This is a genomic window from Solibacillus ferritrahens (assembly GCF_037027585.1).
Lineage (GTDB): Bacteria > Bacillota > Bacilli > Bacillales_A > Planococcaceae > Solibacillus > Solibacillus ferritrahens.
Map to the genome: position 1 here is coordinate 73,338 of NZ_JAXCLE010000006.1, position 24,099 is coordinate 97,436.

The 24,099-nt window shown below is 35.8% G+C and carries 34 protein-coding genes and 2 riboswitches; of the genes, 24 read left to right on the forward strand and 10 right to left on the reverse strand.

All coding sequences use genetic code 11. From position 1 onward, the window contains the following. Nucleotides 1-36: 36 nt before the first annotated feature. Nucleotides 37-1,116: a multifunctional transcriptional regulator/nicotinamide-nucleotide adenylyltransferase/ribosylnicotinamide kinase NadR gene (gene nadR / locus SNE38_RS07685; protein ID WP_191703542.1), complete on the reverse strand. Its 1,080-nt coding sequence runs from the start codon at nt 1,114-1,116 to the stop codon at nt 37-39. A 2-nt stretch (nt 1,117-1,118) separates the two neighbouring features. Continuing rightward, nucleotides 1,119-1,832, reverse strand: a complete 714-nt coding sequence (gene pnuC, locus SNE38_RS07690; protein ID WP_336046236.1) for a nicotinamide riboside transporter PnuC — start codon at nt 1,830-1,832, stop codon at nt 1,119-1,121. Nucleotides 1,833-2,125: 293 nt separating this feature from the next. Between pnuC and SNE38_RS07695 the strand changes: the two genes are divergently transcribed. Next, nucleotides 2,126-2,401, forward strand: a complete 276-nt coding sequence (locus tag SNE38_RS07695; protein WP_191703540.1) for a YqhV family protein — start codon at nt 2,126-2,128, stop codon at nt 2,399-2,401. 45 nt (nt 2,402-2,446) lie between these two features. On the opposite strand, the gene SNE38_RS07700 is transcribed toward SNE38_RS07695, so the two are convergent. After that, nucleotides 2,447-3,679 (reverse strand): MFS transporter, encoded by a 1,233-nt coding sequence (locus SNE38_RS07700; RefSeq protein ID WP_191703539.1) that lies wholly within the window; start codon nt 3,677-3,679, stop codon nt 2,447-2,449. Between the two features lie 117 nt (nt 3,680-3,796). Beyond that, complete coding sequence (locus SNE38_RS07705) at nt 3,797-4,423, reverse strand: LysE family transporter (protein WP_191703538.1); 627 nt, start codon at nt 4,421-4,423, stop codon at nt 3,797-3,799. A gap of 149 nt (nt 4,424-4,572) precedes the next feature. On the opposite strand from SNE38_RS07705, the gene SNE38_RS07710 reads away from it, so the two are divergent. Both SNE38_RS07710 and SNE38_RS07715 read left to right on the forward strand, forming a co-directional pair. Further along, nucleotides 4,573-4,839, forward strand: coding sequence for a YesK family protein (locus tag SNE38_RS07710; protein ID WP_191703537.1), 267 nt, complete (start codon nt 4,573-4,575; stop codon nt 4,837-4,839). A gap of 507 nt (nt 4,840-5,346) precedes the next feature. Beyond that, nucleotides 5,347-5,715: a VOC family protein gene (locus SNE38_RS07715; protein ID WP_191703536.1), complete on the forward strand. Its 369-nt coding sequence runs from the start codon at nt 5,347-5,349 to the stop codon at nt 5,713-5,715. Nucleotides 5,716-5,729: 14 nt separating this feature from the next. Here SNE38_RS07715 and SNE38_RS07720 read toward each other — a convergent pair whose 3' ends face one another. Next, entirely contained in the window at nt 5,730-6,392 is a 663-nt protein-coding gene (locus SNE38_RS07720; protein ID WP_336046237.1) for a GNAT family N-acetyltransferase, read from the reverse strand. A 403-nt stretch (nt 6,393-6,795) separates the two neighbouring features. Here SNE38_RS07720 and SNE38_RS07725 point away from each other — a divergent pair, with 403 nt between their 5' ends. The 10 genes from SNE38_RS07725 to SNE38_RS07770 all read left to right on the forward strand — a co-directional run bounded on the left by SNE38_RS07725 (nt 6,796) and on the right by SNE38_RS07770 (nt 14,351). Further along, nucleotides 6,796-7,224, forward strand: a complete 429-nt coding sequence (locus SNE38_RS07725) for a DUF1641 domain-containing protein (protein WP_191703534.1) — start codon at nt 6,796-6,798, stop codon at nt 7,222-7,224. Between the two features lie 33 nt (nt 7,225-7,257). Continuing rightward, entirely contained in the window at nt 7,258-8,445 is a 1,188-nt protein-coding gene (locus tag SNE38_RS07730; protein ID WP_191703533.1) for an NAD(P)/FAD-dependent oxidoreductase, read from the forward strand. Between the two features lie 123 nt (nt 8,446-8,568). Next, nucleotides 8,569-9,192 carry a serine protease gene (locus SNE38_RS07735; RefSeq protein ID WP_191703532.1) on the forward strand — a complete coding sequence of 208 codons (624 nt, stop codon included), beginning with the start codon at nt 8,569-8,571 and terminating at the stop codon, nt 9,190-9,192. 15 nt (nt 9,193-9,207) lie between these two features. Beyond that, a complete protein-coding gene (locus tag SNE38_RS07740; protein ID WP_336046238.1) occupies nt 9,208-10,542 on the forward strand; it encodes a dehydrogenase in 1,335 nt (444 codons plus the stop codon). 96 nt (nt 10,543-10,638) lie between these two features. Then, nucleotides 10,639-11,280 (forward strand): cyclic di-AMP binding protein CbpA, encoded by a 642-nt coding sequence (gene cbpA / locus SNE38_RS07745; RefSeq protein WP_191703530.1) that lies wholly within the window; start codon nt 10,639-10,641, stop codon nt 11,278-11,280. Between the two features lie 138 nt (nt 11,281-11,418). Continuing rightward, nucleotides 11,419-12,051 (forward strand): GIY-YIG nuclease family protein, encoded by a 633-nt coding sequence (locus SNE38_RS07750; RefSeq protein ID WP_191703529.1) that lies wholly within the window; start codon nt 11,419-11,421, stop codon nt 12,049-12,051. Between the two features lie 126 nt (nt 12,052-12,177). Next, nucleotides 12,178-12,561 (forward strand): hypothetical protein, encoded by a 384-nt coding sequence (locus SNE38_RS07755; RefSeq protein ID WP_191703528.1) that lies wholly within the window; start codon nt 12,178-12,180, stop codon nt 12,559-12,561. 134 nt (nt 12,562-12,695) lie between these two features. Further along, nucleotides 12,696-13,406 carry a cytochrome c biogenesis CcdA family protein gene (locus tag SNE38_RS07760; RefSeq protein WP_191703527.1) on the forward strand — a complete coding sequence of 237 codons (711 nt, stop codon included), beginning with the start codon at nt 12,696-12,698 and terminating at the stop codon, nt 13,404-13,406. A gap of 55 nt (nt 13,407-13,461) precedes the next feature. Beyond that, a complete protein-coding gene (locus SNE38_RS07765; protein ID WP_191703526.1) occupies nt 13,462-13,827 on the forward strand; it encodes a response regulator in 366 nt (121 codons plus the stop codon). Nucleotides 13,828-13,859: 32 nt separating this feature from the next. Continuing rightward, on the forward strand, nt 13,860-14,351 hold the full coding sequence (locus SNE38_RS07770) for a CcdC family protein (protein WP_336046239.1): 492 nt from the start codon (nt 13,860-13,862) through the stop codon (nt 14,349-14,351). A gap of 52 nt (nt 14,352-14,403) precedes the next feature. On the opposite strand, the gene SNE38_RS07775 is transcribed toward SNE38_RS07770, so the two are convergent. Continuing rightward, complete coding sequence (locus SNE38_RS07775) at nt 14,404-14,838, reverse strand: DUF2621 domain-containing protein (RefSeq protein WP_191703680.1); 435 nt, start codon at nt 14,836-14,838, stop codon at nt 14,404-14,406. 119 nt (nt 14,839-14,957) lie between these two features. Here SNE38_RS07775 and SNE38_RS07780 point away from each other — a divergent pair, with 119 nt between their 5' ends. The 4 genes from SNE38_RS07780 to SNE38_RS07795 all read left to right on the forward strand — a co-directional run bounded on the left by SNE38_RS07780 (nt 14,958) and on the right by SNE38_RS07795 (nt 16,359). Beyond that, nucleotides 14,958-15,176 (forward strand): DUF1659 domain-containing protein, encoded by a 219-nt coding sequence (locus SNE38_RS07780; RefSeq protein ID WP_191703524.1) that lies wholly within the window; start codon nt 14,958-14,960, stop codon nt 15,174-15,176. Between the two features lie 33 nt (nt 15,177-15,209). Then, a complete protein-coding gene (locus SNE38_RS07785) occupies nt 15,210-15,431 on the forward strand; it encodes a DUF2922 domain-containing protein (protein WP_191703523.1) in 222 nt (73 codons plus the stop codon). A gap of 44 nt (nt 15,432-15,475) precedes the next feature. Continuing rightward, a complete protein-coding gene (locus tag SNE38_RS07790; protein ID WP_408022377.1) occupies nt 15,476-15,634 on the forward strand; it encodes a YvrJ family protein in 159 nt (52 codons plus the stop codon). A 113-nt stretch (nt 15,635-15,747) separates the two neighbouring features. Continuing rightward, entirely contained in the window at nt 15,748-16,359 is a 612-nt protein-coding gene (locus SNE38_RS07795; protein ID WP_336046240.1) for an SCO family protein, read from the forward strand. Nucleotides 16,360-16,991: 632 nt separating this feature from the next. Here SNE38_RS07795 and SNE38_RS07800 read toward each other — a convergent pair. After that, nucleotides 16,992-17,525: an HIT family protein gene (locus SNE38_RS07800; RefSeq protein WP_336046241.1), complete on the reverse strand. Its 534-nt coding sequence runs from the start codon at nt 17,523-17,525 to the stop codon at nt 16,992-16,994. Nucleotides 17,526-17,624: 99 nt separating this feature from the next. Between SNE38_RS07800 and SNE38_RS07805 the strand changes: the two genes are divergently transcribed. From SNE38_RS07805 to SNE38_RS07835, 7 genes are all read left to right on the forward strand, one after another. Beyond that, nucleotides 17,625-18,155 (forward strand): GNAT family N-acetyltransferase, encoded by a 531-nt coding sequence (locus SNE38_RS07805; protein ID WP_336046242.1) that lies wholly within the window; start codon nt 17,625-17,627, stop codon nt 18,153-18,155. 33 nt (nt 18,156-18,188) lie between these two features. Further along, nucleotides 18,189-19,100 carry a hypothetical protein gene (locus SNE38_RS07810; protein WP_336046243.1) on the forward strand — a complete coding sequence of 304 codons (912 nt, stop codon included), beginning with the start codon at nt 18,189-18,191 and terminating at the stop codon, nt 19,098-19,100. Next, the gene (locus SNE38_RS07815) at nt 19,078-19,758 is read left to right on the forward strand and encodes an HAD family hydrolase (RefSeq protein WP_336046244.1); all 681 of its coding nucleotides are present in this window, start codon (nt 19,078-19,080) and stop codon (nt 19,756-19,758) included. The genes SNE38_RS07810 and SNE38_RS07815 overlap by 23 nt, the downstream gene beginning before the upstream one ends. Before the next feature lie 13 nt (nt 19,759-19,771). Then, the gene (locus tag SNE38_RS07820; RefSeq protein WP_191704453.1) at nt 19,772-19,918 is read left to right on the forward strand and encodes a hypothetical protein; all 147 of its coding nucleotides are present in this window, start codon (nt 19,772-19,774) and stop codon (nt 19,916-19,918) included. A gap of 115 nt (nt 19,919-20,033) precedes the next feature. Next, nucleotides 20,034-20,360, forward strand: a complete 327-nt coding sequence (locus SNE38_RS07825) for a hypothetical protein (protein ID WP_336046245.1) — start codon at nt 20,034-20,036, stop codon at nt 20,358-20,360. 138 nt (nt 20,361-20,498) lie between these two features. Beyond that, on the forward strand, nt 20,499-21,056 hold the full coding sequence (locus SNE38_RS07830) for a cysteine peptidase family C39 domain-containing protein (RefSeq protein WP_336046246.1): 558 nt from the start codon (nt 20,499-20,501) through the stop codon (nt 21,054-21,056). 2 nt (nt 21,057-21,058) lie between these two features. Continuing rightward, the gene (locus SNE38_RS07835; RefSeq protein WP_336046247.1) at nt 21,059-21,193 is read left to right on the forward strand and encodes a hypothetical protein; all 135 of its coding nucleotides are present in this window, start codon (nt 21,059-21,061) and stop codon (nt 21,191-21,193) included. A gap of 123 nt (nt 21,194-21,316) precedes the next feature. Here the strand turns inward: SNE38_RS07835 and SNE38_RS07840 are convergent, their stop codons facing one another. From SNE38_RS07840 to SNE38_RS07850, 3 genes are all read right to left on the reverse strand, one after another. After that, entirely contained in the window at nt 21,317-21,520 is a 204-nt protein-coding gene (locus tag SNE38_RS07840) for a transcription initiation factor TFIIIB (protein WP_336046248.1), read from the reverse strand. Between the two features lie 20 nt (nt 21,521-21,540). Next, the gene (locus SNE38_RS07845) at nt 21,541-22,230 is read right to left on the reverse strand and encodes a VC0807 family protein (protein ID WP_336046249.1); all 690 of its coding nucleotides are present in this window, start codon (nt 22,228-22,230) and stop codon (nt 21,541-21,543) included. Nucleotides 22,231-22,328: 98 nt separating this feature from the next. Continuing rightward, on the reverse strand, nt 22,329-23,522 hold the full coding sequence (locus SNE38_RS07850; protein WP_336046250.1) for a transglutaminase-like domain-containing protein: 1,194 nt from the start codon (nt 23,520-23,522) through the stop codon (nt 22,329-22,331). Between the two features lie 198 nt (nt 23,523-23,720). Continuing rightward, a riboswitch (FMN riboswitch) is annotated at nt 23,721-23,855 on the forward strand. 100 nt (nt 23,856-23,955) lie between these two features. After that, nucleotides 23,956-24,089: riboswitch (FMN riboswitch) on the forward strand. The last annotated feature ends 10 nt before the right edge of the window (nt 24,090-24,099 follow it).

Below are 24,099 nucleotides of genomic sequence, written 5' to 3' on the forward strand. Positions count from 1 at the left end.
GCCGTTGTTGAAATGTAAAAATTCGCGGTAAATTTATTAATGCCCAGTTATACTGCTGCTTACGATCTCCTTACAATGATTAAACCGTTTATTTCGATCTATTTCATCGACAATTTTCAGTTTAATGCCATACATTTCATATATCGATTTCAGGAGATTATTACGCTTCTGTCTCTCAACATCCGTAACCGGTCTGCGTGTGCCGTCCAGCTCATGGAAGTTGTGGGGTTCGATAAAGATATATTCATCGATTTTCTCTACTTTCAAGTTCAGCATCGTATCAACCAATTCGTGATACTCACCGGTCTCCATGAAATGGAAAAATTGTGTATAAACTAGATCGGTATCTACCATCAACACCTTGTTGGACTTTTTGCTGGCTTCATTCATCAGATGTACATGACCTGCTGCAATATCTGCATAGTCCGATGGCTCCGATATATCGGCGTACCCATTGATTTCGTCATAATATAACCGACCATACTCTTCCAAATGGTTAGTTTCGAAGTGCTTCGCTAACATTTTAGTAAGATGCGACTTACCGACCGATTCTATGCCGCAAATAGCAATACGTTTTACATAATGTTCACGAACAGCGGGCGGTAAGAAATTCCAAGAATGAAAAATACCGTTTTTTCTAATTTCTGTTGCAGAAATGTTGAATGCTGATCTTGCGGTATCAATAATGTGATGCTTTGCCTGCGGTAAGTATTTTGCGAAATATTCTTCATATTCGGGCTCACTGCTGAACACTACATCCACTTTGCCGCCAATTTTAGATAGCAGCTCTTTGTGCGAATCAAAAATGGAATCATCATTCATGTAATCATCCGAGCGCTTTTCATATTGCGAAAGCACACGTATATTCTTAAAATTCTTCAATTCCTTCGTAATCCAGCGTTCACGGACACGACTCGATACCCATTCAAAGCCTGTATTTTCACATAAACTTTTATCATAGACATCATCATAACCAACGACAACGAACAAAATATCTACGAGAGACTGTGCTTCAAAAATACAGTTTAAATGTCCTTTGTGGAATGGTAGGAACTTACCGCCATATAATCCGATTTTTTTATTTTTATATTCGCTGATTGGTACTCCAAAGTTCAATTTTATACAGCTCCTTGCGCCTTGCTAATTTTAATCCAGTTAATATATCCGTAAATTGAGTTAACTAAAAATGCACACCACATGACAAATACTGTCCAATCATTGCCGCCTTGCTGAACTAAAATAATCGCCCATAAGGCAATCGTAATGACATTGACAATAATCCATAAAATCCATTGTTCAGCGTACCGCATAATCATTAAAATTTGAGCTACTACCGATAAAACAACGGCCAAACCATCAAGCCCCGCCAAGTTTGCGCCTATTCTTGATAAAAATAGCGAGTATGAAATATATGCAACTAGTATTCCGGCACCCGTATATAGCCATTGTTTCGTTGTTAGTCTTTTTGCATAAATTTCTTCCCCGTAAGCAGCTTCATCAGGGGATTTCTTATTTTTAAACCATAAGTAAAATCCGATAAATTGAATAGGTAAATAGAATAACAAATTCAGCATGGATTCACCATATAATCCATAGCCATATGCAATGTAACCGTATGTCGTACATTGAACTACCCCGACTACATATGTTCCGATTTTCCCTTTAGCTGCTAATACAACACAAATAATGCCGGCTATAGATGAAATCGTTCCTAGGAGCGTATCGTCCCATAATATACTAAGAATGAGGATGATAGCTGTTGAAACGATTAACCAAGCCTTTTCGAATAACGTCCAATTTTTGAACATAACTACTGTACCTTCTTTCTCCATGATGAATGGCTAAAACGAATATTTATAATGCATCCTAGCAATGGGTAATATTGGTTTAACCGCTAATATTTTAACATTAATTGGAATTAAATGAACTAATTATTCTATTATATTAACAAGAAATTTTTATGTTTTAAGAGAATTATTTATACGTTATATAGGAATTATATGTAATTGTGGGATGATGGTGATGCTCATAGGTATGGGAATCTGCTGATTAAAAGAGAATGCTCTCCAGCTAATATAAATTCGAGGTTAGCTGCATATGTTATGAATGAATAATAGCAGGGGATGTGGTTCCATTTATTGAAAAGGCACTTCTTATTATCATTATTTTAAGACTTATTTCAGGAAGTATTGAATTGACGGCTGCCGCTTTAATGTTTAAATTCAATGATTTGGAAAAGGCCTTTTATATCAATACAATGTTAGCTTTAGTAGGTCCGGTTGTTCTAATCGTTACAACTGGACTAGCTCTATTAGGTCTGGCAGAGAAAATTTCAATGACTAGAATAATATGTCTTTTTGCCGGCATTTCCCTTATTCTGTTCAGTTTGAAAGCTCAATAATTTTAAGGACCGTTCCAGCCGAAAAAGCTGTCAGGTCCTTATTTTTTATGCTGTTTCTTTGGATTTTTCAATTTCCTCGACATTAATGCATTTAAATACAACAAATAATAGGATAAATCCTAATACACCTGCCACAATATAACTGACATTGAGATAGTCTTTCATGACGAGTGACATAATAGGGGGACCGGCTGCAACACCGATAAATCTCGCTGAGCTATAAAAAGAAGAAACTGTGCCTCTTAGTTCTTTTCTGATGTTATCTGTAATAATTGTATCAAGTGCAGGCAAGAGTGCTCCAATGGCGATGCCGACTATACTTGTTACTATGAGCAAAAGAATGAGGTTTTTGCTTGTATAACCTACGAAAACAATGCTTGTAGACATAGCAATTAACGAAATAATAATTATTTTTTTCATTCTTTTCAAGTCGCCTTTAATTTTACGACCAGAAATAAAAGAAGAAATACACAATAGTAAAAGTGGGATAGCTAGTACAAAACCCTTTTTAACACCTTTTATATCATGAACTTTTTCGAGGTTGTCGGATAAGAAGAATAACATACTGAATAATATCAGCATAACGAGTACACCATTTAAAAATATGGTATACAACCATTTGCCTTTCTCTTTGAAAACTTCTTTCGTATTACTTAAAAATTTCTTGAATTTTACGGGTTCATCTTTTTCTTTAGGGACTTTAACAAAGAAAAAAATAAGTGCAATAGAAATTAAACTAAGCGCTGAAATAGAGAAGAAGGGCAGAAACCATAAAATAGCTGCAAATATTGAACCTAAAATGGGGCTTAACACTTTCCCGAACGTATTGGACGTTTCAATAATTCCTAAGGTGGAGCTTATTTTTTCATCATCATCCTGGTATAGGTCACCTACAAGTGGCATTACGATCGGCATTGCTCCGGCCGCACCTATTCCTTGAATAACCCTACCAATAATGATCATCATGTACGGGTCATCCATTTTCCAGGAAGCAAACCCGGCAATAAGACCACCGATTAAAGCGAGGATTAAACTAGGTAATATTACCATTTTCCTTCCAAATCGGTCTGATAAATAACCTGCTACAGGTATAAGGAAAATTGCCGCAATAGAATAGCTTGTAATAATCATGCTTGACTGAAATGATGTGATCCCGACCTTGTCTTCGAGTATCGGGAGCACTGGTATAAGCATGGAATTTCCCAGCGTCATGATTAGAGGAATTGAAGTTAAACTGACAATGCACCAGACACTTACTTGAACCTTACTTTTGTCCATTACCACACCTCGACTAATTTGATTATTTATTAAGGTATGGTTACATTTCGGGCATTTTATGCGCCTTAATTATTTGACAAGATTTTCATATAACAATTTAAGTGTTGTCCGTATGCATTAAAATAACAAATGAAAAGCCATTTTGCCGAAGTAAAGTCCAAATCCGATCATTAATATGGCTGAAACGAAGGAAACGATTTTCAAAAGCCTCGTGGATAATAATTTTCGCGCGAAACTGGAGAAAAAGGACATAAGGAAATCCACTAAAATAATACCAACTAAAATGGCGATACTAAGTATAATGATTTGATAGATTGTAGTTGTACCAGCATTTTTTGCAAGGATGGAGCCATATATCCCAAGCCAGAAAAGAATCGTTAGCGGGTTTAGCAGCGACATGAAGAAACCGGACATAATCGATTGTCTAAGACGTGTTCTTTTTTTGGTATTTGAATCCATCTCAATTTTATGTAGCGATAGAAGATTTTCTATACCTGTATACAAAAGGACAAAACAGCCGAAAGACCAAAGTATCGTTTTCAATAATTCCGAATCAATAAATTGTCCAATCCCGAAATAAACAACAAACATATAAATGACGTCAGTTGTTAAGGCACCGAGACTGAAAAACCAGGCATGAAAAAAGCCATTTTTCAAACCCGTATTTAATAAAACGGTTTTTACAGGTCCAATTGTTGCAGCCATAGATATGCCTAAAAAGACATACGTCAAAATAGAATTCATGAATAGCCCCCCAAGAAAATGATTTCCTTGCATTTTATTCCGAGCCAACGACTTCTAGGACTAGTTAAAGGGAAAATCAAATAGAAAATATAACTAATAAATGAATAAGGTAAACTGTAATGTTATAATTTTCTATAAGGGGGAATTAAATGGATATTTTGATGTTGGATGGATGGACGCCTTTATTGCTAATCGGAATTGTGGCTGCAATAGGGATATTTATTACATCTCGTAAAGTTTCAAGAAAATCTATATTTTCTATCTCTACTGTAATAAGTCTAATATGTATTGTAGTATTTATTTATAGCATTATTGGCGTTGGTGGCTGGGAAGGAATGGGACTTGGAATTATATCGTTTATTATTTTAGCGGGTATATGGATAGGTACTTTTATTGGAGTAGCCTCCAAGGTATAGAGCTTCCGAGAGATTTTATTGATTACGAAATTAAATATGAAAATTCATTTCAGGCACATTTCTTCAATGGAGATGTGTCTATTTTTTATTTAGTAGGAATTAGTAGTTATATATAATTTGCATAAAAATAAGATTTTCTAATGAAGTCTGTACTGCTTGGTGATAGGGTAGGGAGATTGAATTGTGTAATGAGATAAATAGCGGAATGAATTTCCCTTATTTCGAAAATAAAATAAAAAATAGTAAAAATAAGGGAAGGGATTTCCGTTATTGATCTAAAAAACAAGAAATTCCACGATTTTATTTGAAATAACGGTAAAACGTTCCCTTATTTAACCTGAAAATGAGCTACATCATTTAAATAACGGAACAATCTCCCCTTATTTTAGGACGGCATTCATACTTCAATAAGAAATACTTATGAATTTTCATAAATAACCCATAATTTTATTTATATACCATATAACATATAATAAAATTACAGTCTTAATATTTAGGGGGATATATATGATTCTTGGATTACATCATGCTCAAATTACGATACCAAAAGGTGCCGAAGAAGAAGGAAAAAATTTTTATTGCCATGTCTTACGGTTAGAAGAAATTAAAAAGCCAGATTCACTTCAAGGAAGAGGGGGCTTTTGGTTACAAGTTGGTAGTACACAGGTGCATGTAGGAACAGAAGATGGATTTAACAGATTATCAACGAAAGCCCATTTAGCATATGAGGTAGAAGATGTATCCTATTGGAAAGAATTATTAGTTGAAAATGATATAAAAATATTAGATTCAGTACCTATTCCCAATTTTGAACGTTTTGAGTTTAGAGACCCTTTTGGAAACAGAGTAGAGATTATAAGTAACACTCAAAAATAGCTCAAGTAATAAACCTATTTAAACGGATTTCTCCATTCCATTAAAACACCGTAATTACAGGATTCTTCATCCTGCAAATAATTGGGTATGACCTGAACAGGTATACGTCCACAGTGCAGCAAAAAAGAGATGACAGCGTCCTTTATATCGCCGTTAACTACTGACTGAACGTATAATTCTGGTGTAAGCTCTTTTTCATAACGATGGTAGCCGGGCATCCGACTTCCTCCTAATAATCTTTCCAACTTGAGATGGACGACTATATCATACATCGATAACATGAGCCATTTTCCTAAGCCTAACTTACGATAGCCAGGACTTACACAAATATCAACTACATAAAGTGTATTGCCGTTTTGATTATGAGTTCTAATATAACCGTTGTCTGTTATTTCCTCCCATGTATGGTGCGGTTCATTCATATCAAAGTCGACAAGCAAGGCTGTCATAGAGCCAGCCAGTTTTCCTTCCACTTCAATACACAATGCACCTTCTGGAAATAGTTCAGTATGATTTTTTAATTGCTCCGTATTCCACCATAATTCTTCGGGGAATGGAGGGGGGAAACACTCCTTTTGAATGCGGATTAATTCAGCGAAATCCTCTTCCCGATAGTTTCGAATCGTCGCAGGAAACGGTTTACTTTCATTGGATACATATAACTCTTTATAATACATTGCTCCGCCTCATTTCCGGTTTGGATTAAGATCTTTGCGCAAATATTTCTAAGTTGTTGCACTCCGCTTTTAGTAAGTTTCTTCTTATTAATTACAGCATAAATTTATTTACCTCAAAAAAATTATCGCAAAAAAATACTTCATGAAAATAAAATATAAAAGAATAATTCAACCCGAAAAAACCAAGAATATCTCTTAAAATACATAAAAATAAAATTTTTTAATCGGATTAAATTACAGAATATTCGATTAATTAACTTTTCCTAATTTTATTTCATTTTTCTAATTGTAACAAGCGATTCTTTGTGCTATCGTTGCTTAATGAATGGGAATGTGAAAGTAATTACAATTAAGTATGAACTTTCGTTAGAAAAAATATTGGTGTTGGCAAAGGAGAGTTATTATGTCAGAAATGAACAATCAGCAGGTAGAAAAAGTGTCTGTTACGCAAGAACAATTAGACGTATTAGACCAACTATTAAAGCCAGAGGTACAGGCTTCATTAACTACGTTGGTAGATAATTTACCGAAATTAGCTGAAATGACAACTTTATTAACAAAAGCGTATGACTTCGCAACAAGTGTTGCAACAGATGAAACGCTGAAAAATGATACAGTAGCTGCAGTTACTGAAATGGCAAGTCCAGTAGTAGGAACGGCAAAATCTATTGCTCAAACTGCAATTGAAGCGAAAGACCGTGCTGAAGTAAGCAATGAAACAGTAGGTGTTTTTGGCTTATTAAAAATGTTGAAAGACCCTCAAGTACAAGGGGCATTACGTTTTGCAAACGCATTTTTACAAGTAGCTGCTGAACGTAAAGAAACAAAATAAATTGCATAATCTATTTATTGGAGGATATTGATCATGGTAACTAAAGAAATCGTTATTTTAGGTGCTGGGTTTGCCGGTGTATTAGCTGCACAAACAGCTCGCAAATTTTTAACAACTAATGAAGCGCGTATTACAGTCGTAAACCAATTCCCAACACATCAAATTATTACAGAATTACACCGTCTTGCTGGTGGAACAATTAAAGAAGGTGCTGTATCTTTATCACTTGAAAAAATCTTCAAAGGCTTGGATATTAACCTTGAAATCGCAAAAGTTAACAGCTTCAATGTAGATAATAAAGAAGTTGCACTTTCTAACGGCAAAACTTTACAATATGATACGTTAGTAGTTGCCTTAGGTAGCCAAACTGGATTCTTCGGTATCCCAGGCTTAGAGGAAAACTCTTTCGTATTAAAATCAGTAGATGAAGCAAACGCTATTCGCGAGCATATCGAAGCTCGTATTAAAGCATACGCTAAAACTAAAGATGAAGCAGATGCGACAATCGTTATCGGCGGTGGCGGTTTAACAGGTGTTGAGCTTGTTGGTGAAATCGTTGACCACTTCCCGAAAGTAGCGGAGAAATACGGCGTGAAATTCGAAGACCTAAAAATCAAGCTAGTTGAAGCAGGTCCAAAAATTTTACCAGTATTCCCGGATAACTTAATCGAGCGTGCGACAACTTCATTACAAAAACGTGGTGTTGAATTTATCACATCAACTCCTGTTACAGGTGTAGAAGGCAATGTTATTCAGTTAAAAGACCGTGAACCAATCGTGGCAAACACATTGGTATGGACAGGTGGGGTAGCACCACTTCCAATCGTAGGTGAATCTGGTTTAGCGGCAGACCGCGGTAAAGCGACAATCAACGATTTCCTACAATCAACTTCTCACCCAGAAGTATTTGTAATCGGTGATGCATCAGCACACATTCCTAACCCGGGCGACCGTCCAACTTATGCACCAACTGCACAAGTAGCATGGCAGCAAGGTGAAGTAGCAGGCTATAACATCTTCGCTCAAATTAAAGGTGCGGATTTAAAAGAATTCAAATTCACAAACTCAGGTACTTTAGGTTCTTTAGGACGTAAAGACGGTATCGCTACAATTGGTGCTAACAATACTCAATTAGTAGGATTACCTGCTTCACTAATGAAAGAAGCTTCAAATGTTCGTTATATGACGCATATTAAAGCGCTATTCGGTTTAGCGTATTAATTATATAGGGCATACTAGAAAGTTTATTACTTTCTGGTATGTCCTTTTGTTTTCGAATATTTTTTATATTTTTGTTAAAAAACTATTATAATGGAATAAAATGATTGATGAGGTGATATATAGTTGAAATATTTTGAAGCATCCAACTCTTTATTTCTTTTAAACGAGCAACAGCATAACCAATTTTCAAAACTTGAATACTATGATTACTTTTATCACTTAATCCATCCAGACTTCCATTCATTATCATTCGCAAATTTTAGTTTAAGTGACATTTGGGTTTACTATTATTTCGAGGAAGTACCTATTATAAATTCCGAGCATGCGCTACTCTTTTTATTGCGGAATTTTATGATGAATGAAGTCCTGATCAGTTCAAAATTTAAACGATTGAAGAAAACGACAATCGGGTCATATACAAATGCCTTAATGGCTGCTGTTCTCACAGTGAATCTGTTTTTGGACTTTTTGAGTGAGTTGCTCGATGTACTGCCAAAAGAGGAATGCGACTTATACATGAAATTTGAAAACAGCTCGAAGCAACTTTTCAATGATCGGTTTTCATCTTATGAACATTACCCTAAGAAACTGGTACTAATCGAAACAATGATTATTAAAAGTATGCGCCAATACTTGGAACAGAATGAAGCGACCTATACAGAACGGAAATTAAAAGTAATACGTTTTATGGATCAATTTACAATTACAAAAAGAGAGCTATTTGAATTAGTAGCTATAAAGGAGTAGGAGGTCCGCGAATCCATGGTAGAACGATTGAATACAATACATCAGCTTGAATTTTATCGATCACAACAATTTCCATCGTGTGAAGCCCAATTTGAGGCGTTTGAGTCAATTTTTACATACATCATTCAAGAGGGCGATATCGAAACAATCAATGACTTCATACTCTTGGATAGTCAGCCGTTTATATTGTCGAACCATAATATGAAGTTGCTACAATGTCTAATAGATCAGGAACCTTATTTCAAGGACAACTTAAAAGATTGTTTAACCATATTCTATTTGGTTATTGGTCATTGCTATTATTTTAGTCTGAATTTCGAACAGGCGAAAAACTTTTATAAAATTGCGAGTAGCTATGCACTCCAATCTGAAAATTACTCCTTGCTGTCAATTGCTATGAATAACTACACTTCAGCACAGAAGGAAGTTTTGCCGAGTGATATATTATGGCAAATGAGTAAACTCCCAGCAGTCTTTTTTAAGATGGGATCAGTAGATGATGAGCGGTACTTCATAACACGATTTATTGCTCATATTGAAATATCGCTCCATCTTAATAAAGTTCAGTATGCTGAAAGTTTATATAATAGCTATTTTACCGGATATGAAGTGGAAAAGGATTCCCGCATTGATTTACATATCCGTGTACTTCGGGGGAAAATACATTATCAAAAAGGTGAATATGAAACAGCAATAGAGTTGCTGCATGAAGTGCTAGTCGTCTGCATGAATTTAAAAAGAAATAAAGATTTAGTTCAGGAATGCTATACGTTCATTACCGACTCATATAGAATGCTGAATGAGGATAGCATCTCTCGGGAAATGGAGCAGTTTCATGCGCGGTTTTACCGAAAAATCGAAACTGACAAGCGCTATATGGAAAAGTATATTAAAGCTGCCTATAACAATGAGTATGAACAGGATGAACATTTCCTTTCTCCGTTATCGCGATTTAAACTTGCAGGAAAGTGTCTATTGAGTAATATAGACAATGATGGGCATACACTAGTATTGGTGGATTGCAAAATACTAACATGCGAAGAGGATAGCATTAATGACATTCTTTATTTAATTAATGAAGAAATGATGAAGGAAATGAAACAGGCGATTATTACCAGCACAAGAATTGACGCCTCCACAATCGGCTATATTATCCAATTATCTGAACAGGTTACCGATGAGCTGTGTGCGAAGGTGTTTTCAAGAATCCGAGAGCAATATCCAAGGAACGGCAGCGCATTGGAGGCCATCTATTTTGCCTCGGTCAATAATAAGGAAAACAACCTGACAAACTATCAGAAATGTCTCGATTTAGCATATGCGTATATATATTATGAACTTTATAAATAACGTATCGTTTTATTTTACAAAATATTCAAAAAATAACTTTCGTAATTAGGAATCTACTATTAAAATAATAGATAGAACACCAAAGGAGGTAACACAATGCTTGTTAAACAAAAGTATGTTAAAAAGAAAGACGTAAGCTATGTTAAAGAAACTGACCTGATTTCAGATGTACTTGGTCAATTAAATGAGAATGGCTACCGATGCATTCCCGTGCTGGACGAAGCCGGCGAAAAATTTATCGGCAATATCTATAAAGTAGAATTGCTCGAACATAAATTAAAAGATGGCGATATGAAGTCACCGGTAAAGGTACTAACAGAAGAAGCCGATGCTTTCATTCATGAAAACAGTTCGTTTTTTGAAGTGTTTCACTCCATTAAGCAACTACCATACCTAGCCGTAGTTGATACAAAAGGCAATTTTTCAGGCATTTTACCTCATTCTAAAGTATTCGAGCTATTGGAAGAAGCATGGGGTTACAGAACAGGCAGCTGTGCGATTACAGTTGCGCTACCGGATACGGATGGCATATTAATTAAAGTGCTAACGGCAGTTAAAAAGGTATGGCCATTACATTGTGTGTTCTCGATGGATGACGATACTACCTATTTGCGCCGTGTTATCATGACTTTGACTAAAGGTGCTAAACAGTCTACAGTTGATGAGCTGGAAGCCGCTATTACAAAGCAAGGTGCGCGCATTATAGATCTTGAAATATTCGATAAAGAGAATTTTTAATGAAAAAGCGATTCGTTCAAATAGAGCGAGTCGCTTTTTTATTGTACTAATACAGTAGAAATTAAATATTTAGAGGATTTTGTAAATTTATATAGAAATTAAAGTAAATGGGGGATTTATATAGAAAGGGGAGCTAATATGCATATTCAAGTAAAAGGGCAAAAGATTAAATTTAATAAAGTTGAATTGCTTGTACTAGAACAGGGGATTGAAAATTTATTCGTAAGTTTCGATAAAAAAACGTTGAATGAACTTACTTTGCAAAAAAAATACGAACATCTGCAGGAGGAAGCGAGCCGGCATGCACAGCATGTTATAGATTGGCCAGCTGGAAAGGCGTTAAAGCAATTAAAAGATGAGGGGAACATCTTTTATAAGCAATTTCTAAACAATTATGGAGATCTTACATATACACGCTTTATCGTCAACGGGGAAGATGAATTACTGAAGCAGAAAGGGATATATACAATTATCGTCAATAATGAGCTTAAATTTTGCGGGGTTTGCGCACGGACCTTTAAAGAGCGCTTTAATCAACATATAGGTAATATATATGCGAAAGGCTGCTTCAGAGACGGCACGGCTACTCATTGTCATGTGAATGCGAATATTACGTTAATGCTGCCGGACAATGACGTCCATTTTGCTATTTATCCAATGGAGGATGAAAAGGAAATGAATAGCTTGAAAAATGCAATTATTAATCGATTTGAGCCGGAATGGAATTTACGTTCTAACAGAGATTTATACGAATTAACCTCAGTTTTTTAGTTCTTTTCAACTCTCATCGATGAATTGTAGAGGTAATTTTTCACATGAATATAAAAATCAATCACTTTTCTCGTTTCATTTGCCTATATTAGTGGGAATAGTAAATGAAAAAGAATAGGATTGGTGATGAATGTGGAAGCAGCATTAAAATATTACAGGCAAGTTCATAGTGAATATTTATGGCTCCATTTAGTAGTAGCAATTGTATTATTATTTACATCCGTTTTTTGGTTTGTACTTCCTTATTTCGTGATTAGTTACGGGAAATATACGACGACAACGTTCCAGCAAGTGGGGATTTTAATGGGGTTATATACTTTCCCTTCATTGATCGTTACTTTACATTGCTGGTTTATCAATTTTAAAGCGGCACTTCGATGGAAAAAAGAAAATCCACATGAATGTGTTTGGCGTTGGTCGATTAAATTTCAAACAATTACGATCTTCATCGTTATACTATTTACATCAGTCATTTATTCAAGTTTGCTGGTCATTGATATGATTCGGTAGGGATAAACCATTTCATTTTTCGTTTCACATATACCTCACACAGCTGTCAAAAAAAGTTCACATTAAAAAAGTGAGTAATGTATTGGAAAATTTGGTACGATTGAGGCATCAATGTGAAGGAGATTGAATGCAGCATGAATACAGATTTAAATATCTTCTTAGCGTTCGGTGCTGGGTTTCTAAGTTTTATCTCACCATGCACCTTACCGCTTTACCCGGCGTTTTTGTCATACATTACCGGCATGACACTCGATGAGCTCAAAACCGAAAAAGGAATGATGCAAAAGCGTGCCATATTACATACTTTATTTTTCTTGCTCGGATTTTCGATCATATTCATTGCAATAGGGTTTGGAACGTCTTTAGCAAAAGACTTCTTCTTCCAGTATCAGGATTTACTGCGTCAAGTAGGTGCGATTTTAATTGTTGCGTTTGGTTTAATGATTGTCGGCTTATTGCAAGTTGACTTTTTAATGAAAGACCGTAAGTTCCAATTCAAAAACCGACCATCCGGCTATTTTGGTTCCGTGCTGATTGGCCTTGCTTTTGCAGCGGGTTGGACGCCATGTACAGGACCAATACTCGCATCAATTATTGCCCTCGGAGGAGCAAATCCCGATTCGGCGATTTGGTATATGCTCGCATATTATTTAGGGTTTGCTATTCCATTCTTTACATTGTCGTTCTTTATTTCACGATTAAACTGGATTCGCAAACATAGTCAAAAAATTATTAAAATTGGCGGATATATTATGATAGCGGTCGGAATTTTATTGTTCTTTGATGGGTTGACGTACATTATTAATATTCTCTTGCCGATTTTCGATGGCTTTAAGGGATTCTAACAGTACCATGCTTGGAAATAGCATGCTATACTATGGAAAGTGATGTGATCGTTAAATGCCTACTGTTTTGATTGTGGATGATTCGCTTTTCATGCGTGTTACAATCGGAAATATATTAAAGGAATACGGCTTTGAAGTGGTGGGAGAGGCCGCCAATGGAAAAGAGGCAGTTCTGCTTTATGACCAGCTATTGCCTGATCTGGTAACGATGGATATTACAATGCCGGTTATGACAGGCATCGAAGCGGTCCGAAGAATAACTGCTAAACATTCGGATGCAAATATTATCATGATTACGGCACTTGGTCAGCAAAGTAAAATTAAATCCGCCATTGAAAGTGGTGCCAAAGATTTTATTACAAAGCCTTTTCAGCCTGAGCAGTTAAAAGAGGTCGCATCAAATGTTCTCAACTTAACATAATATTTATTTGTCAGCATAAGAGGAGGAATATGATGTTTGACAGTATACCTTCTCACTATTTATTAATTGGTTCGACGATTATGGCCGTCATCATGGGCTCGTTTGTCATGGTTATACGCCTGCGCGCACAAAAAAAGCCGGTATCTACAAAAAAAATCCTCATTCCTCCATTTGCCATGTCTACAGGGGCATTGATGTTTCTTTTTGAGGAATTTCGTGTGGCGCCTATTCAAATAGCGGAAGCGGCGGCTCTGGGCTTATTGTTTTCCGTAGTGTTAATACTTACGTCGAAATTTGAAATACGGGATGACTCAGTATATATGAAGCAATCCAAGGCATTTCCTTTTATATTAGTGGGATTATTGGTTTTACGGATTATTTTAAAATTATTGTTTGCAGAAAGCTTTGATATAGGCGAGCTTGCGGGAATGTTCTTCATTTTGGCGTTCTCCATGATTTTACCGTGGCGTATCGGTATGCTCATCAAGTACAAAAAGCTTGAAAAGTCTCGAATCATTGCATAAATAAAGGCTGTCCATGAAAGTTATTTACTTTCAAGGGCAGCCTTTTTACGCATTAAACCTCAAATAAATGGTCGTAATGGGTTGTATCAATTTCCATTTCCTTCAGTTTTTTACGCAGAAATTTATGGTCGCGTTTAGGAGAGGCGATAATATAACCACGGATAATTAAATCCAAATCAATTTTCGTAGCATGCTCCTCAATAGCAATTTCCCCGATTTTCCCTGCAATTTTCTCCTTAGCTACTTGACGAAATAGCTCAGGTACGGGACTTACAAGTTCAGAAAGCAGCTCTTTTTCTTCATCACCCCATAAATGGATCGTTTTATCTAAATAAATGGCTTGCCAGTCCAAATCCGATTTTCCATCCTGTTTTGGAAGCGCCTTTAAAAATTTGCGGAACATAAAGAAGCCGCCGATCCCCATAAGCGAAACTAGCACGACAACCCAAAATAATATAAACCATAAAAACCAGCCTTCTAAGCCCACAATGTTCACCTCAATTTTACTCAATATTGTCTATTATATAAGGTTTTGTAAATTTTTTCATCGTCATTGTCCCTTTTTTCGAAAAATCGTGACATATATAGGGCAAGGAGGTGATAAACATGAACGAATTCGGATTCCTTTCCGCAACATTGACAGTATTCTATCAAACGGGCGTCGATGAATTTAATGAGCCAGTTATTAAAAGCTCAACTTTCAGAAATGTGGCGTTGAATGCAACAGCACAGCAACTTCACAATGTCGCAACAACAATCGTTGGGTTAACAGATTATGATTATATCGAATCTGTGAAGACGCAAAAAGAAAGTGTAACAGCCTAAACAAACAAAAACTAATGAATCGGAGGTGAGCATATGGCACAAGTATTACAATTAACATTTGCGAATGCTGCTGGAAGTACAATGACTATTAATATTAATGACCCAAAACCAAATTTAACGGAAGCTGAAGTAAATGCAGCAATGCAAACAATTATTGATCAGGCAGCATTCTCAAAAGAAGGATTTTTATTCAACGTGAAGAAGTCCGCAAAAATTGTCGAGCGTCATGTGACAGCTATAGAACTGATCAACTAAAAGGAAGGCCGGTGAAGTGCAATGCTTTACCGGCTTTTTATATAGTGGAAGGAGTGATTATGATGGACCAGTGGATTGCAATCATTCAGGAAGTAACGTTTCCAATCTTTATTTCATTGTATTTGTTATATCGAATTGAAACAAAGCTTGAAGCGATTCATACTGCACTCGTCTCTCTTAGTAACCCGTTAGAACGCCATTAGTTGTGAAGCGTGGTTTCACAATTTTGACACATAACCTTTCGCACGATAACTATTGAGAATGTGGACAACATTCGATAAGATGAAGGTAATGTTTGGGAAGTGGAGAGAGATAAATGAAAAAGAAAAACATAATACTCGCATTTGTACTCGTAATCGCTACAGTACTTTCTGCTTGCAGTAATTATCAATTTAAACCAACGACAAGTTTCGAAATTTCTAATTTTACAGTAACCGACCATCGTAATGAGGAAGTATCGCTAGATAGCTTAAAAGGGGAACCATGGCTTGCAATGTTCATCTTTACAAGCTGCACGACAATTTGTTCACCTATGACGCAAAATATGAAACTAGTACAGGATGAGATCGAAAAGAAGGGGCTTGAGCAATATAAAATTGTCGCCTTCTCCGTAGACCCTGACTACGATACACCAGAGCGCTTAACGGAATACTTAAGCCGCCACAATCCATCAAATGAATCGAAATGGCATATGCTTACAGGCTACGACCAGAAATTTATCGAGCAGCTCGCAGTCAATTCGTTCAAAACACCGGTTAGAGCAATTGAAGGCAATGATCAAGTTATTCACGCAGATACATTTTTCCTAGTCGATGAAAAAGGAGTAGCCGTTAAAAACTATTCCGGCACAGCCCAAGGAACAGACGGTGTTCAATACGAGACAATTGCCAGCGATATGGAAGCATTAATTAAAGAACGGTTAAAATAATAACGTAGGTTTGAGTTTGAGCTCACTAAAGGTGGAAGTGCTTTTAGTGAGTTTTTTTGTAGTTTTTGAGCGGGGTATGGGGCTGGGCCGGGGATAAGGTCGCGGTTATTAGAAGATTTTGGTTTTTTTAGAAAATCAGGTGGAGATATTCGAAATAGCTGAAGCCATTGTAGTGGCGATCTGAGTTATTAGAAGGTTTTTCGTTTTATTAGCAAATTGAAGGGATATATTAGAACAATTGTAACTGATATTAGAAAAAGCCGTACCCATTTCAATGGCGATCTGAGATATTAGAAGATTTTTCATTTTATTAGCAAATCGGAGGGATATATTAGAACAATTGCAACAGATATTAAAAATAGCTGAACCCATTTCAGCGGTGATCTAAGATATTAGAAGATTTTTCATTTTATTAGCAAATCGCATGAACTTATTAGCAAATCAGGTAACTTTATTTGCGGATTTCGCAGTATATTAGAAGAACTCCAGAATATATTAGCAAATCCTCATTTTATTAGAACATTTTAAAATTTATTAGAACATTTCGGTAAGATATTAGAAAAACTTTTCGATCGAGAATAAATGAGAGCCTTCTAATACTGCGAATGAATGAAAAGAATCAGGCAGTTGAATTATTTATTTAACTCCTCGGTAAGATTGCGGATTGCTTCCATAACTTTTTCAACATTGCCTTTATCATTCATTTTATTTCTAGCGTGAAGTAATACCGGTCGAACTGACTCTACTGAACGTCCGAATTCATACATCCATTCATATCTAGGAACCATCCAAGTATGAAAATGATGCGTTGTGTCTTCGTTATAAAAATAATAGACATATTCGATTCCTAAAACCTCTCTTTGTGCTTTTCTTATCCTTGATAAAATATTTATGTAATCTAATCTTTCAAGCTCGGTTAATTCATCTAAAGATTTAATATGTCTTTTAGAAGCTAAAATTATTAACCCTCTAATTGGATAAGCTACATCTTGATGGGCGTGAAAATACGGTGTTTCAATAACCACACCGCCTTCAGGTTCAACTAACCCGCTTGTAATTGCACAACTTAGACACTCAACTTCTACTGTTTCCCCATTTGATAAGTTGATTTTTCTCAAGTATTTTTCCCCCGAAAGAATTTGTTTTTTAATACCAGCTTTATCCATTATAAAATTAAATCCAATTTTCCCACAAATAAATTACGAAAGTTTTAAAAATATAATCCCAATATAAGGTAAAATAAATGTAAACAGGAGGGGGTTTATATGCAAATTAGGCAAGCTCAGTTAAAGGATGCTGCAGGAATCGCCAAAGTACATGTGGATAGCTGGCGGACGACGTATAAAGGAATTATTCCGGATGAATATTTGGATGGGCTATCCTACGAACAAAGAGAAGAACTGTGGGAGAGAAATATGGCAGCTCCCGATAATTACATAGTTGTTGCCGAAAATAGCGATGGGCACATTGTCGGCTTTGCTACTGCAGGGAAAAGGGAAGAAAATCAAACTGACAAGGCAGCTGATTTAACCTCTATTTACCTGTTTGCTGATATGCAAGGTTATGGCATCGGGAAAATGCTAATGAAAGAACTGTTTATCTATTTCACTCAAAATGGTTATGAAAAGATATTTGTGGAAGTGCTAAAGGATAATAAAACCCGCCATTTTTATGAACATTACGGCGCTCAACTAGTAAAGGAAGTCCAAATCAAAATAGGCGGCAAAGCACTTGATGAGCTTATTTATGAGTGGGAAAGTGCTGAGAAGGTACTTGAAAAACTATCGATCTCCTAACACCAGATTTATAAGGAAATGGAGTGATAAAATATGTGGCAAATCAAACAAGTACAGCATATTGATCTATCTACATTAATGGATGAATTAAGGCTTCAATTGGAAGAGGTAAAGCCTCGTATTGAAAAAAAGGCATTTCATGAGTTATTTATTGTAGAAAAAAATGACGAAATCATGGGGCTCTCGCTTAGTTGGTTAAACAGCTTTCATCCAAAAGCTAAATATGTAAGAGTCTATACAACTTCAGCCTGTAAAGAAACAAAGTGGCCGACAGCTCTATATGAGCAATTATTCAATGATACTTATCCGCAGAAGCAGCTTATCTTTTCATGTTGGGATGAGAAAAAAGATGCTATTTCTTTTATGGAAAAGCAAGGTTTTAAGCTATTTAGGAAAACGTATATGCCTGATTTAGAAGTACGAGCTTTATTACAGCAAATGCCGACTGTTCCAACCTTTAAGCAATATGAATCTCTAAATGATGTCCTGCAAAATGAGGAGAAGAAACAAGCCTTTCTTACACAATTAAAGGAAAACTATGAGAACACACATTTACATAATCCTGTGCAAACATATACATGGCAACAGTGGGGAGAAATATTGCTCGATGATGAACCTGATCTAGAGTATAGCTATGTTGTATTTGAAGAAGCACAAGTAAAGGCGTATATTTTGTTGCATAAATTAGGCAATCATTATGAAGTCGGATGGATTGGGTTTCAAGGAAATACCGAAGATGAATGGAAACTGACAGCTCTTTTCAAAACACAAATGGAACTGTTACAGCGTGAAGGAATAAAGAAGGTCTCTATTGAAATAGATACAACAGATACCAGCGCCTTTTCATTATTTAGGTTTCTAGATTTTGAACAATTTCCTAGCTGGAACAGTTATTCACACAAATTCGATAGGGGTAATATAAATGGTCAAAGCAGTGATATTTGATTTGGACGGTACATTATTAAACAGGGATGCATCAGTTAAGCAATTCATAGCGAATCAATATGACCGTTTCTATCACCAACTACATTCTATTAATCGGCTAGATTTTTTAAACCGCTTTATTGAACTGGAACAAAGAGGTTATGTATGGAAGGATAAAGTTTACCAGCAGCTAGTACAGGAATTCAGTATTGAAATCTCTTGGGAAGTCCTGCTTCAAGATTATATAGCTCATTTCCATTCCCACTGTATCCCTTTTGCCCATTTGTATGAAATGCTTGATGAGCTGAAACAGAGAAACATCCGATTAGCAATCATTACAAATGGTTTCGGACAATTCCAGATGGATAATATCCATGCACTCGGTATTGCACACTATTTTGATGCCATTTTAGTATCAGAGTGGGAGCAAATGAAAAAGCCACAGCCTGACATCTTTTATAAGGCACTGAAGCAAATTAGCGTTCAGCCTGAAGAAAGCATATATGTAGGTGACCATCCAGTAAACGATATAGAAGGGGCTCAGAGTGTGGGCATGAAAACTATCTGGAAAAGAGATCCATATTTTGGTTCAGTAACTACACCTTATATAATTGATGATTTAGATGAAATTATAGGTATTGTAGATACGATCAATGAATCCCAATCCAGTCTGCTATGACAAGGAGGTCATTATGAATCATATTGCCATCCATACTCATAAAGAAGCGGCACGCTTTATGTGCCATCTGCTTGAACAGGAAAAGGAATGGATCTTTTCTAAACTAGAGGAGCCGAAACGAATTTTGAGATTTTGGGAGAGAGTTATACAAATTATGTAGCGAAATAATGAACAGTTTTTCCGTTAAAGTCCAATTATATAAGCCTCTTTCCTAGATACATACCATATATGTTTGTTAGTATGAAACAGAGATGAATTTTAAAAGGGTGAATTTGATGTATAAAAAAATGTTAATCGTATTTAGTGCAGCTACTATTTTATCTGCATGCGGAAACAGCGCCGATGCTGAGAAGGAAGTAATTGAAGCGCAATTTGAGCTGCATGGGGATTATGCAAATTTACCAGAATACCTGTATATTCTTGAAGAAATTGAAGCCGAGCAGTATGATTTTAATACTGTAACCGACAATGATGACAAGCGCGTCATTTCTATTCAAGCGGATAGTGAAAATTACCGATCTATTTATGTTTATAAAACATCTCGCTTAATCATCCAGCATGAAGGGGATCAAGGCGAAATATTTAATGAAGAAATCGATTGAAACCACATATAACTAGCTCAAAATCCTCCTACTAGTAGTGGGGATTTTTTTACTCTATGCTAAGGGGGAAGTACTATATTTATATTTAATACAGTCATTTTATGGATCGTTATATCCACACTTATTAATACATATTTAATGACATTTCCTATACCCGTTTTACGTAAAAGAGCTTATCCTGCCAACTATCTGATTCAAGAAAATAATCGAATAGATTTCCAAAACAATTCGGAATGTGCGGCCTTTTCAACAGCGTATATTTTGCGCCATTTTGGTTTGGAGGCGGAGGGGGAAGCGTTATACACACATTTTCCTAGTAAAACGATGGCCGGCAATGTATATCCAAAGGGAATCCGGACGGTGTTAAATAAAAAGGGCTTTAAAACAAACTATTATAAAGGGAATATGCACACATTAAAATACGAAGTTAGTAAAGGAACTCCTGTAATTGTTTTTATTAAAGTACATAAGAATCTCAATAACTTGCATTTTGTCCCGGTTGTAGGCTACGACAAGGAGTATATTTACCTTTCAGAGTCTTTAAAGCATCTGGTGAATAGTGAAGGTGAACACAAGAGCTATAATCGGAAAGTTCCAATCGAAGAATTTAAAAGACTTTGGGATGTAAAGAGACTGCATATGCTTTTTTATAGCAATACATACTTAGCCGTTCATGCCAATTCAAAGGAGGGATGAAAATGTTTAAATATATCGATGATATGGCTGGAGCTATATTTGATATTTTTAAATATATTTGTTATTTTTTTGCTGGCGCAATAATCGTTGGTGCACCACTATACTTGATTGCTAAATTTTTTGAGTGGCTTTTCTAAATGTCTTATATATAGAACTTTGAAAGGATTTAAATTCTAGCATAAGAAAAAAATATCCATTTTCTTTAGGGAAATGGATATTTTTCGGTTAGAGCATAAATTAAAGACCATCCGCCTATAAAATTAATACGTGTCCTTAAACCGTTTTGGCTTTTTAACATAGCCTTCAATTACGAACCCGCACTCCGTACAAATAATGTATTCAACCTTGGACCCGAACCCTAATTTATTGACGACGGACATGACGCTATAGCCATTGTGCTGACCTTTTCCTAAATCCGTCGAACCGCATTTTGGACATTCACTTACCTTTGTAGAATCGATCAATTTCTTCACTCCTCGTTTTGCTATACTGATTCCGTTACTACTTCCGAACTTTGTGTCTCCGGTTGCTTGTTTTCATGTGATTGTTTCGTATGTTTTTGCACAACGTTATTAATATTAAAGAAAAGTCCCATTACAATAATGGAAAATATCCAGCCCGCTACTTTTTTATAGATAAGCATGTCCCCATATCCATCGATACCATATTTATTTAGCAGAAACGCCGTTAAACCTGCCATAAAGAGACCCCGAATAATAAACACCGCTTGGATGATTTGAAACCATTTGAAAATGCCCTTTTGAAAAAATAAAGTTTTGCTGTCTTTTCTGTCATAGCCCTGTAAATAGGCAAAATCGACCGCGATATATAATGAAAAAGGCTGCTTTACGATGAATAGAATACAGTATAAAAAAGTATAAAAGAGACTTAAATAAATGCCATTTATAATCATTTGCTCTGCTGAACCTGACAGTAAATCGACCGTTGTGCCAATTAACAGCGAACCTAAAATAAATATTCCTGTTATATTAAACTGTCTATCAAAAATAAAGCGGTAAAGGGTATAAACAATACCAGGAACGGTTGAAAGCAGCATCGCAACATAATCCCCTAAAGGTTCCCTACCAAAATTCCAAATAATATAGGGTAATGCCGCATAAAATAGCAGCTCAAGTAAAATAGAATTTTTATTCGACTGTGGTTTTTTTGCCATAGAATCCTCCAATATAACAATATAAATACAATTATAAACTGAATTTACATAAAATGGATTACGTTATTTCTTAAAGAATTAATATAAAAAAGTAATTGTTAGACTAACTTGATTACATTTGACATGAAGAATAATAAAAAGTACAGCGTAACAAATGTGAACAATAGGATTCTTTCTTTTCTGGCAATATATGAAATACACGTAACAATAATTGATCCAGCTGCCAATGCAGAAACTAAAGGACTGCTTAACAGAAGGCTTAAGGTAAAGAAAACAAAGAAAGCTGCATAGGACCAGTTTTTTAGTTTTAAAAATACCCCTTGAGCACCTGTTTCGGTAATTTTCCATTTACCTAAATAGTTATGTTCGTTTTTATTAGGTTTTAGTGATAAATTCTCTTGATCAAACTGCATGTATACGGGCTGCAAATAAGGTGCACACCCATCTACTGCTTCATAACCCCAGTAAAAAGGTTCTCCATCAATTTGGAAAGACGCAATGGGCGGGTATGGCGAATTAACTATTGTTAGTTTATCCAGATCGTTATATTTAGGGGATAAATAGAGCTCTGCATCATAAGAAAAGACAACACGCTGTCCTTCTAATTGACCGAAGTATGCAGTCCATTTTAATGTACGGATATTACTAAACAAAAACTGGAATTTCTTCTTCTTTTGAAGTGATGCTAAACTGCAATCGACAGGAACCCAGCCTGCCTGTTCATCATAAAGTTCATTCCACACATGAGCTCCCATCTTACCATTAGCCCAACTACCGATAAGCGTACGGCAAGGAATCCCGATGGAACGACATAGTGAAGAAAATAGAAAAGAATATTCTCCACAATCACCTTGCTTCGCTTGTAAAAAGGACTTTGTGCCACGTCCTTTAGGGGGATAAACATATTTATATTGAGTGACTGTATAATTAAAGATAGCCTTCGCTTTTTCCATTGTCGTTACAGCCCCAGCCGTTATTTCATGTGCTAGATTCCTCATCTGTTCATCCACAACAACGAGTGTACCGCTGCGCAAATAAAATGCCTTTTCCTTATCCGTAAGCATTTTTTGTTCATTTTGTTTATACGTATCGATAGAATAATTCATTTGAAACTGTTCATTTTCTTTTAAAGTAAAATAAAAGAGTTCATTATTGCCGTCATCAATTGTTTTTTCTTCAGGGGAATGAGTACAAGTCACGTCAGGGTGATCCATCGGTAAAGTAGTCCATATCCTTGTTATGCCTTTATTTGAGTTGTGATACGAATATGCTATATTGACAATATTTTTCATTATAGACACCTTTTCTTTTAATGGTTTTTAAATATTCTGGATATTTGTATATACGGAAAATACTTATAAAAGTTTCAATGTATTTAATTTTATAAGATCAAGTAAAGGTAAAAGGAATGAGAAAGAGGGTAGCAAGAAGGTGCGAATTTACTATTAGTTTTCTGATTTATCTATGTTACAATAATTTTCAAATAAAATAATTTCCTTCGGGGTCGGGTGAAATTCCCAATCGACGGTGATGAGTTAATCTCTAAGCCCGTGAGCCGCTTTTTGTGTGCAGGATTTGGTGCAAGTCCAAAGCCGACAGTATAGTCTGGATGGGAGAAGGAATAGCCACGCATTTTTTAAAAATTTGATTTAAAATGTGCTTTTTTGCTATACACTTTTCCCGTCGCACCAAGTGACGGGATTTTTTTATTGATAATTTTATATGAATTTCCTTCGGGGTCGGGTGAAATTCCCAATCGACGGTGATGAGTTTAACTCTAAGCCCGTGAGCCACTTTTGTGTGCAGGATTTGGTGCAAGTCCAAAGCCGACAGTATAGTCTGGATGGGAGAAGGAAGCAATGTCATTCG

What these genes read in the sequence shown, in the direction of transcription:
- SNE38_RS07750 (WP_191703529.1), top strand. Translation starts at nt 11,419, where the DNA reads ATGCATATTCAAGTAAAAGGGCAAAAGATTAAATTTAATAAAGTTGAA.
- cbpA (WP_191703530.1), top strand. Translation starts at nt 10,639, where the DNA reads ATGCTTGTTAAACAAAAGTATGTTAAAAAGAAAGACGTAAGCTATGTT.
- SNE38_RS07720 (WP_336046237.1), bottom strand. Translation starts at nt 6,392, where the DNA reads ATGTATTATAAAGAGTTATATGTATCCAATGAAAGTAAACCGTTTCCT.
- SNE38_RS07810 (WP_336046243.1), top strand. Translation starts at nt 18,189, where the DNA reads ATGTGGCAAATCAAACAAGTACAGCATATTGATCTATCTACATTAATG.
- SNE38_RS07780 (WP_191703524.1), top strand. Translation starts at nt 14,958, where the DNA reads ATGAACGAATTCGGATTCCTTTCCGCAACATTGACAGTATTCTATCAA.
- SNE38_RS07800 (WP_336046241.1), bottom strand. Translation starts at nt 17,525, where the DNA reads ATGGATAAAGCTGGTATTAAAAAACAAATTCTTTCGGGGGAAAAATAC.
- SNE38_RS07820 (WP_191704453.1), top strand. Translation starts at nt 19,772, where the DNA reads ATGAATCATATTGCCATCCATACTCATAAAGAAGCGGCACGCTTTATG.
- SNE38_RS07815 (WP_336046244.1), top strand. Translation starts at nt 19,078, where the DNA reads ATGGTCAAAGCAGTGATATTTGATTTGGACGGTACATTATTAAACAGG.
- SNE38_RS07805 (WP_336046242.1), top strand. Translation starts at nt 17,625, where the DNA reads ATGCAAATTAGGCAAGCTCAGTTAAAGGATGCTGCAGGAATCGCCAAA.
- SNE38_RS07700 (WP_191703539.1), bottom strand. Translation starts at nt 3,679, where the DNA reads ATGGACAAAAGTAAGGTTCAAGTAAGTGTCTGGTGCATTGTCAGTTTA.
- SNE38_RS07770 (WP_336046239.1), top strand. Translation starts at nt 13,860, where the DNA reads ATGTTTGACAGTATACCTTCTCACTATTTATTAATTGGTTCGACGATT.
- SNE38_RS07850 (WP_336046250.1), bottom strand. Translation starts at nt 23,522, where the DNA reads ATGAAAAATATTGTCAATATAGCATATTCGTATCACAACTCAAATAAA.
- pnuC (WP_336046236.1), bottom strand. Translation starts at nt 1,832, where the DNA reads ATGGAGAAAGAAGGTACAGTAGTTATGTTCAAAAATTGGACGTTATTC.
- SNE38_RS07710 (WP_191703537.1), top strand. Translation starts at nt 4,573, where the DNA reads ATGGATATTTTGATGTTGGATGGATGGACGCCTTTATTGCTAATCGGA.
- SNE38_RS07835 (WP_336046247.1), top strand. Translation starts at nt 21,059, where the DNA reads ATGTTTAAATATATCGATGATATGGCTGGAGCTATATTTGATATTTTT.
- SNE38_RS07760 (WP_191703527.1), top strand. Translation starts at nt 12,696, where the DNA reads ATGAATACAGATTTAAATATCTTCTTAGCGTTCGGTGCTGGGTTTCTA.
- SNE38_RS07715 (WP_191703536.1), top strand. Translation starts at nt 5,347, where the DNA reads ATGATTCTTGGATTACATCATGCTCAAATTACGATACCAAAAGGTGCC.
- SNE38_RS07785 (WP_191703523.1), top strand. Translation starts at nt 15,210, where the DNA reads ATGGCACAAGTATTACAATTAACATTTGCGAATGCTGCTGGAAGTACA.
- SNE38_RS07765 (WP_191703526.1), top strand. Translation starts at nt 13,462, where the DNA reads ATGCCTACTGTTTTGATTGTGGATGATTCGCTTTTCATGCGTGTTACA.
- SNE38_RS07830 (WP_336046246.1), top strand. Translation starts at nt 20,499, where the DNA reads ATGACATTTCCTATACCCGTTTTACGTAAAAGAGCTTATCCTGCCAAC.
- SNE38_RS07725 (WP_191703534.1), top strand. Translation starts at nt 6,796, where the DNA reads ATGTCAGAAATGAACAATCAGCAGGTAGAAAAAGTGTCTGTTACGCAA.
- SNE38_RS07730 (WP_191703533.1), top strand. Translation starts at nt 7,258, where the DNA reads ATGGTAACTAAAGAAATCGTTATTTTAGGTGCTGGGTTTGCCGGTGTA.
- SNE38_RS07845 (WP_336046249.1), bottom strand. Translation starts at nt 22,230, where the DNA reads ATGGCAAAAAAACCACAGTCGAATAAAAATTCTATTTTACTTGAGCTG.
- SNE38_RS07740 (WP_336046238.1), top strand. Translation starts at nt 9,208, where the DNA reads ATGGTAGAACGATTGAATACAATACATCAGCTTGAATTTTATCGATCA.
- SNE38_RS07705 (WP_191703538.1), bottom strand. Translation starts at nt 4,423, where the DNA reads ATGAATTCTATTTTGACGTATGTCTTTTTAGGCATATCTATGGCTGCA.
- SNE38_RS07825 (WP_336046245.1), top strand. Translation starts at nt 20,034, where the DNA reads ATGTATAAAAAAATGTTAATCGTATTTAGTGCAGCTACTATTTTATCT.
- SNE38_RS07795 (WP_336046240.1), top strand. Translation starts at nt 15,748, where the DNA reads ATGAAAAAGAAAAACATAATACTCGCATTTGTACTCGTAATCGCTACA.
- SNE38_RS07755 (WP_191703528.1), top strand. Translation starts at nt 12,178, where the DNA reads ATGAATGTGGAAGCAGCATTAAAATATTACAGGCAAGTTCATAGTGAA.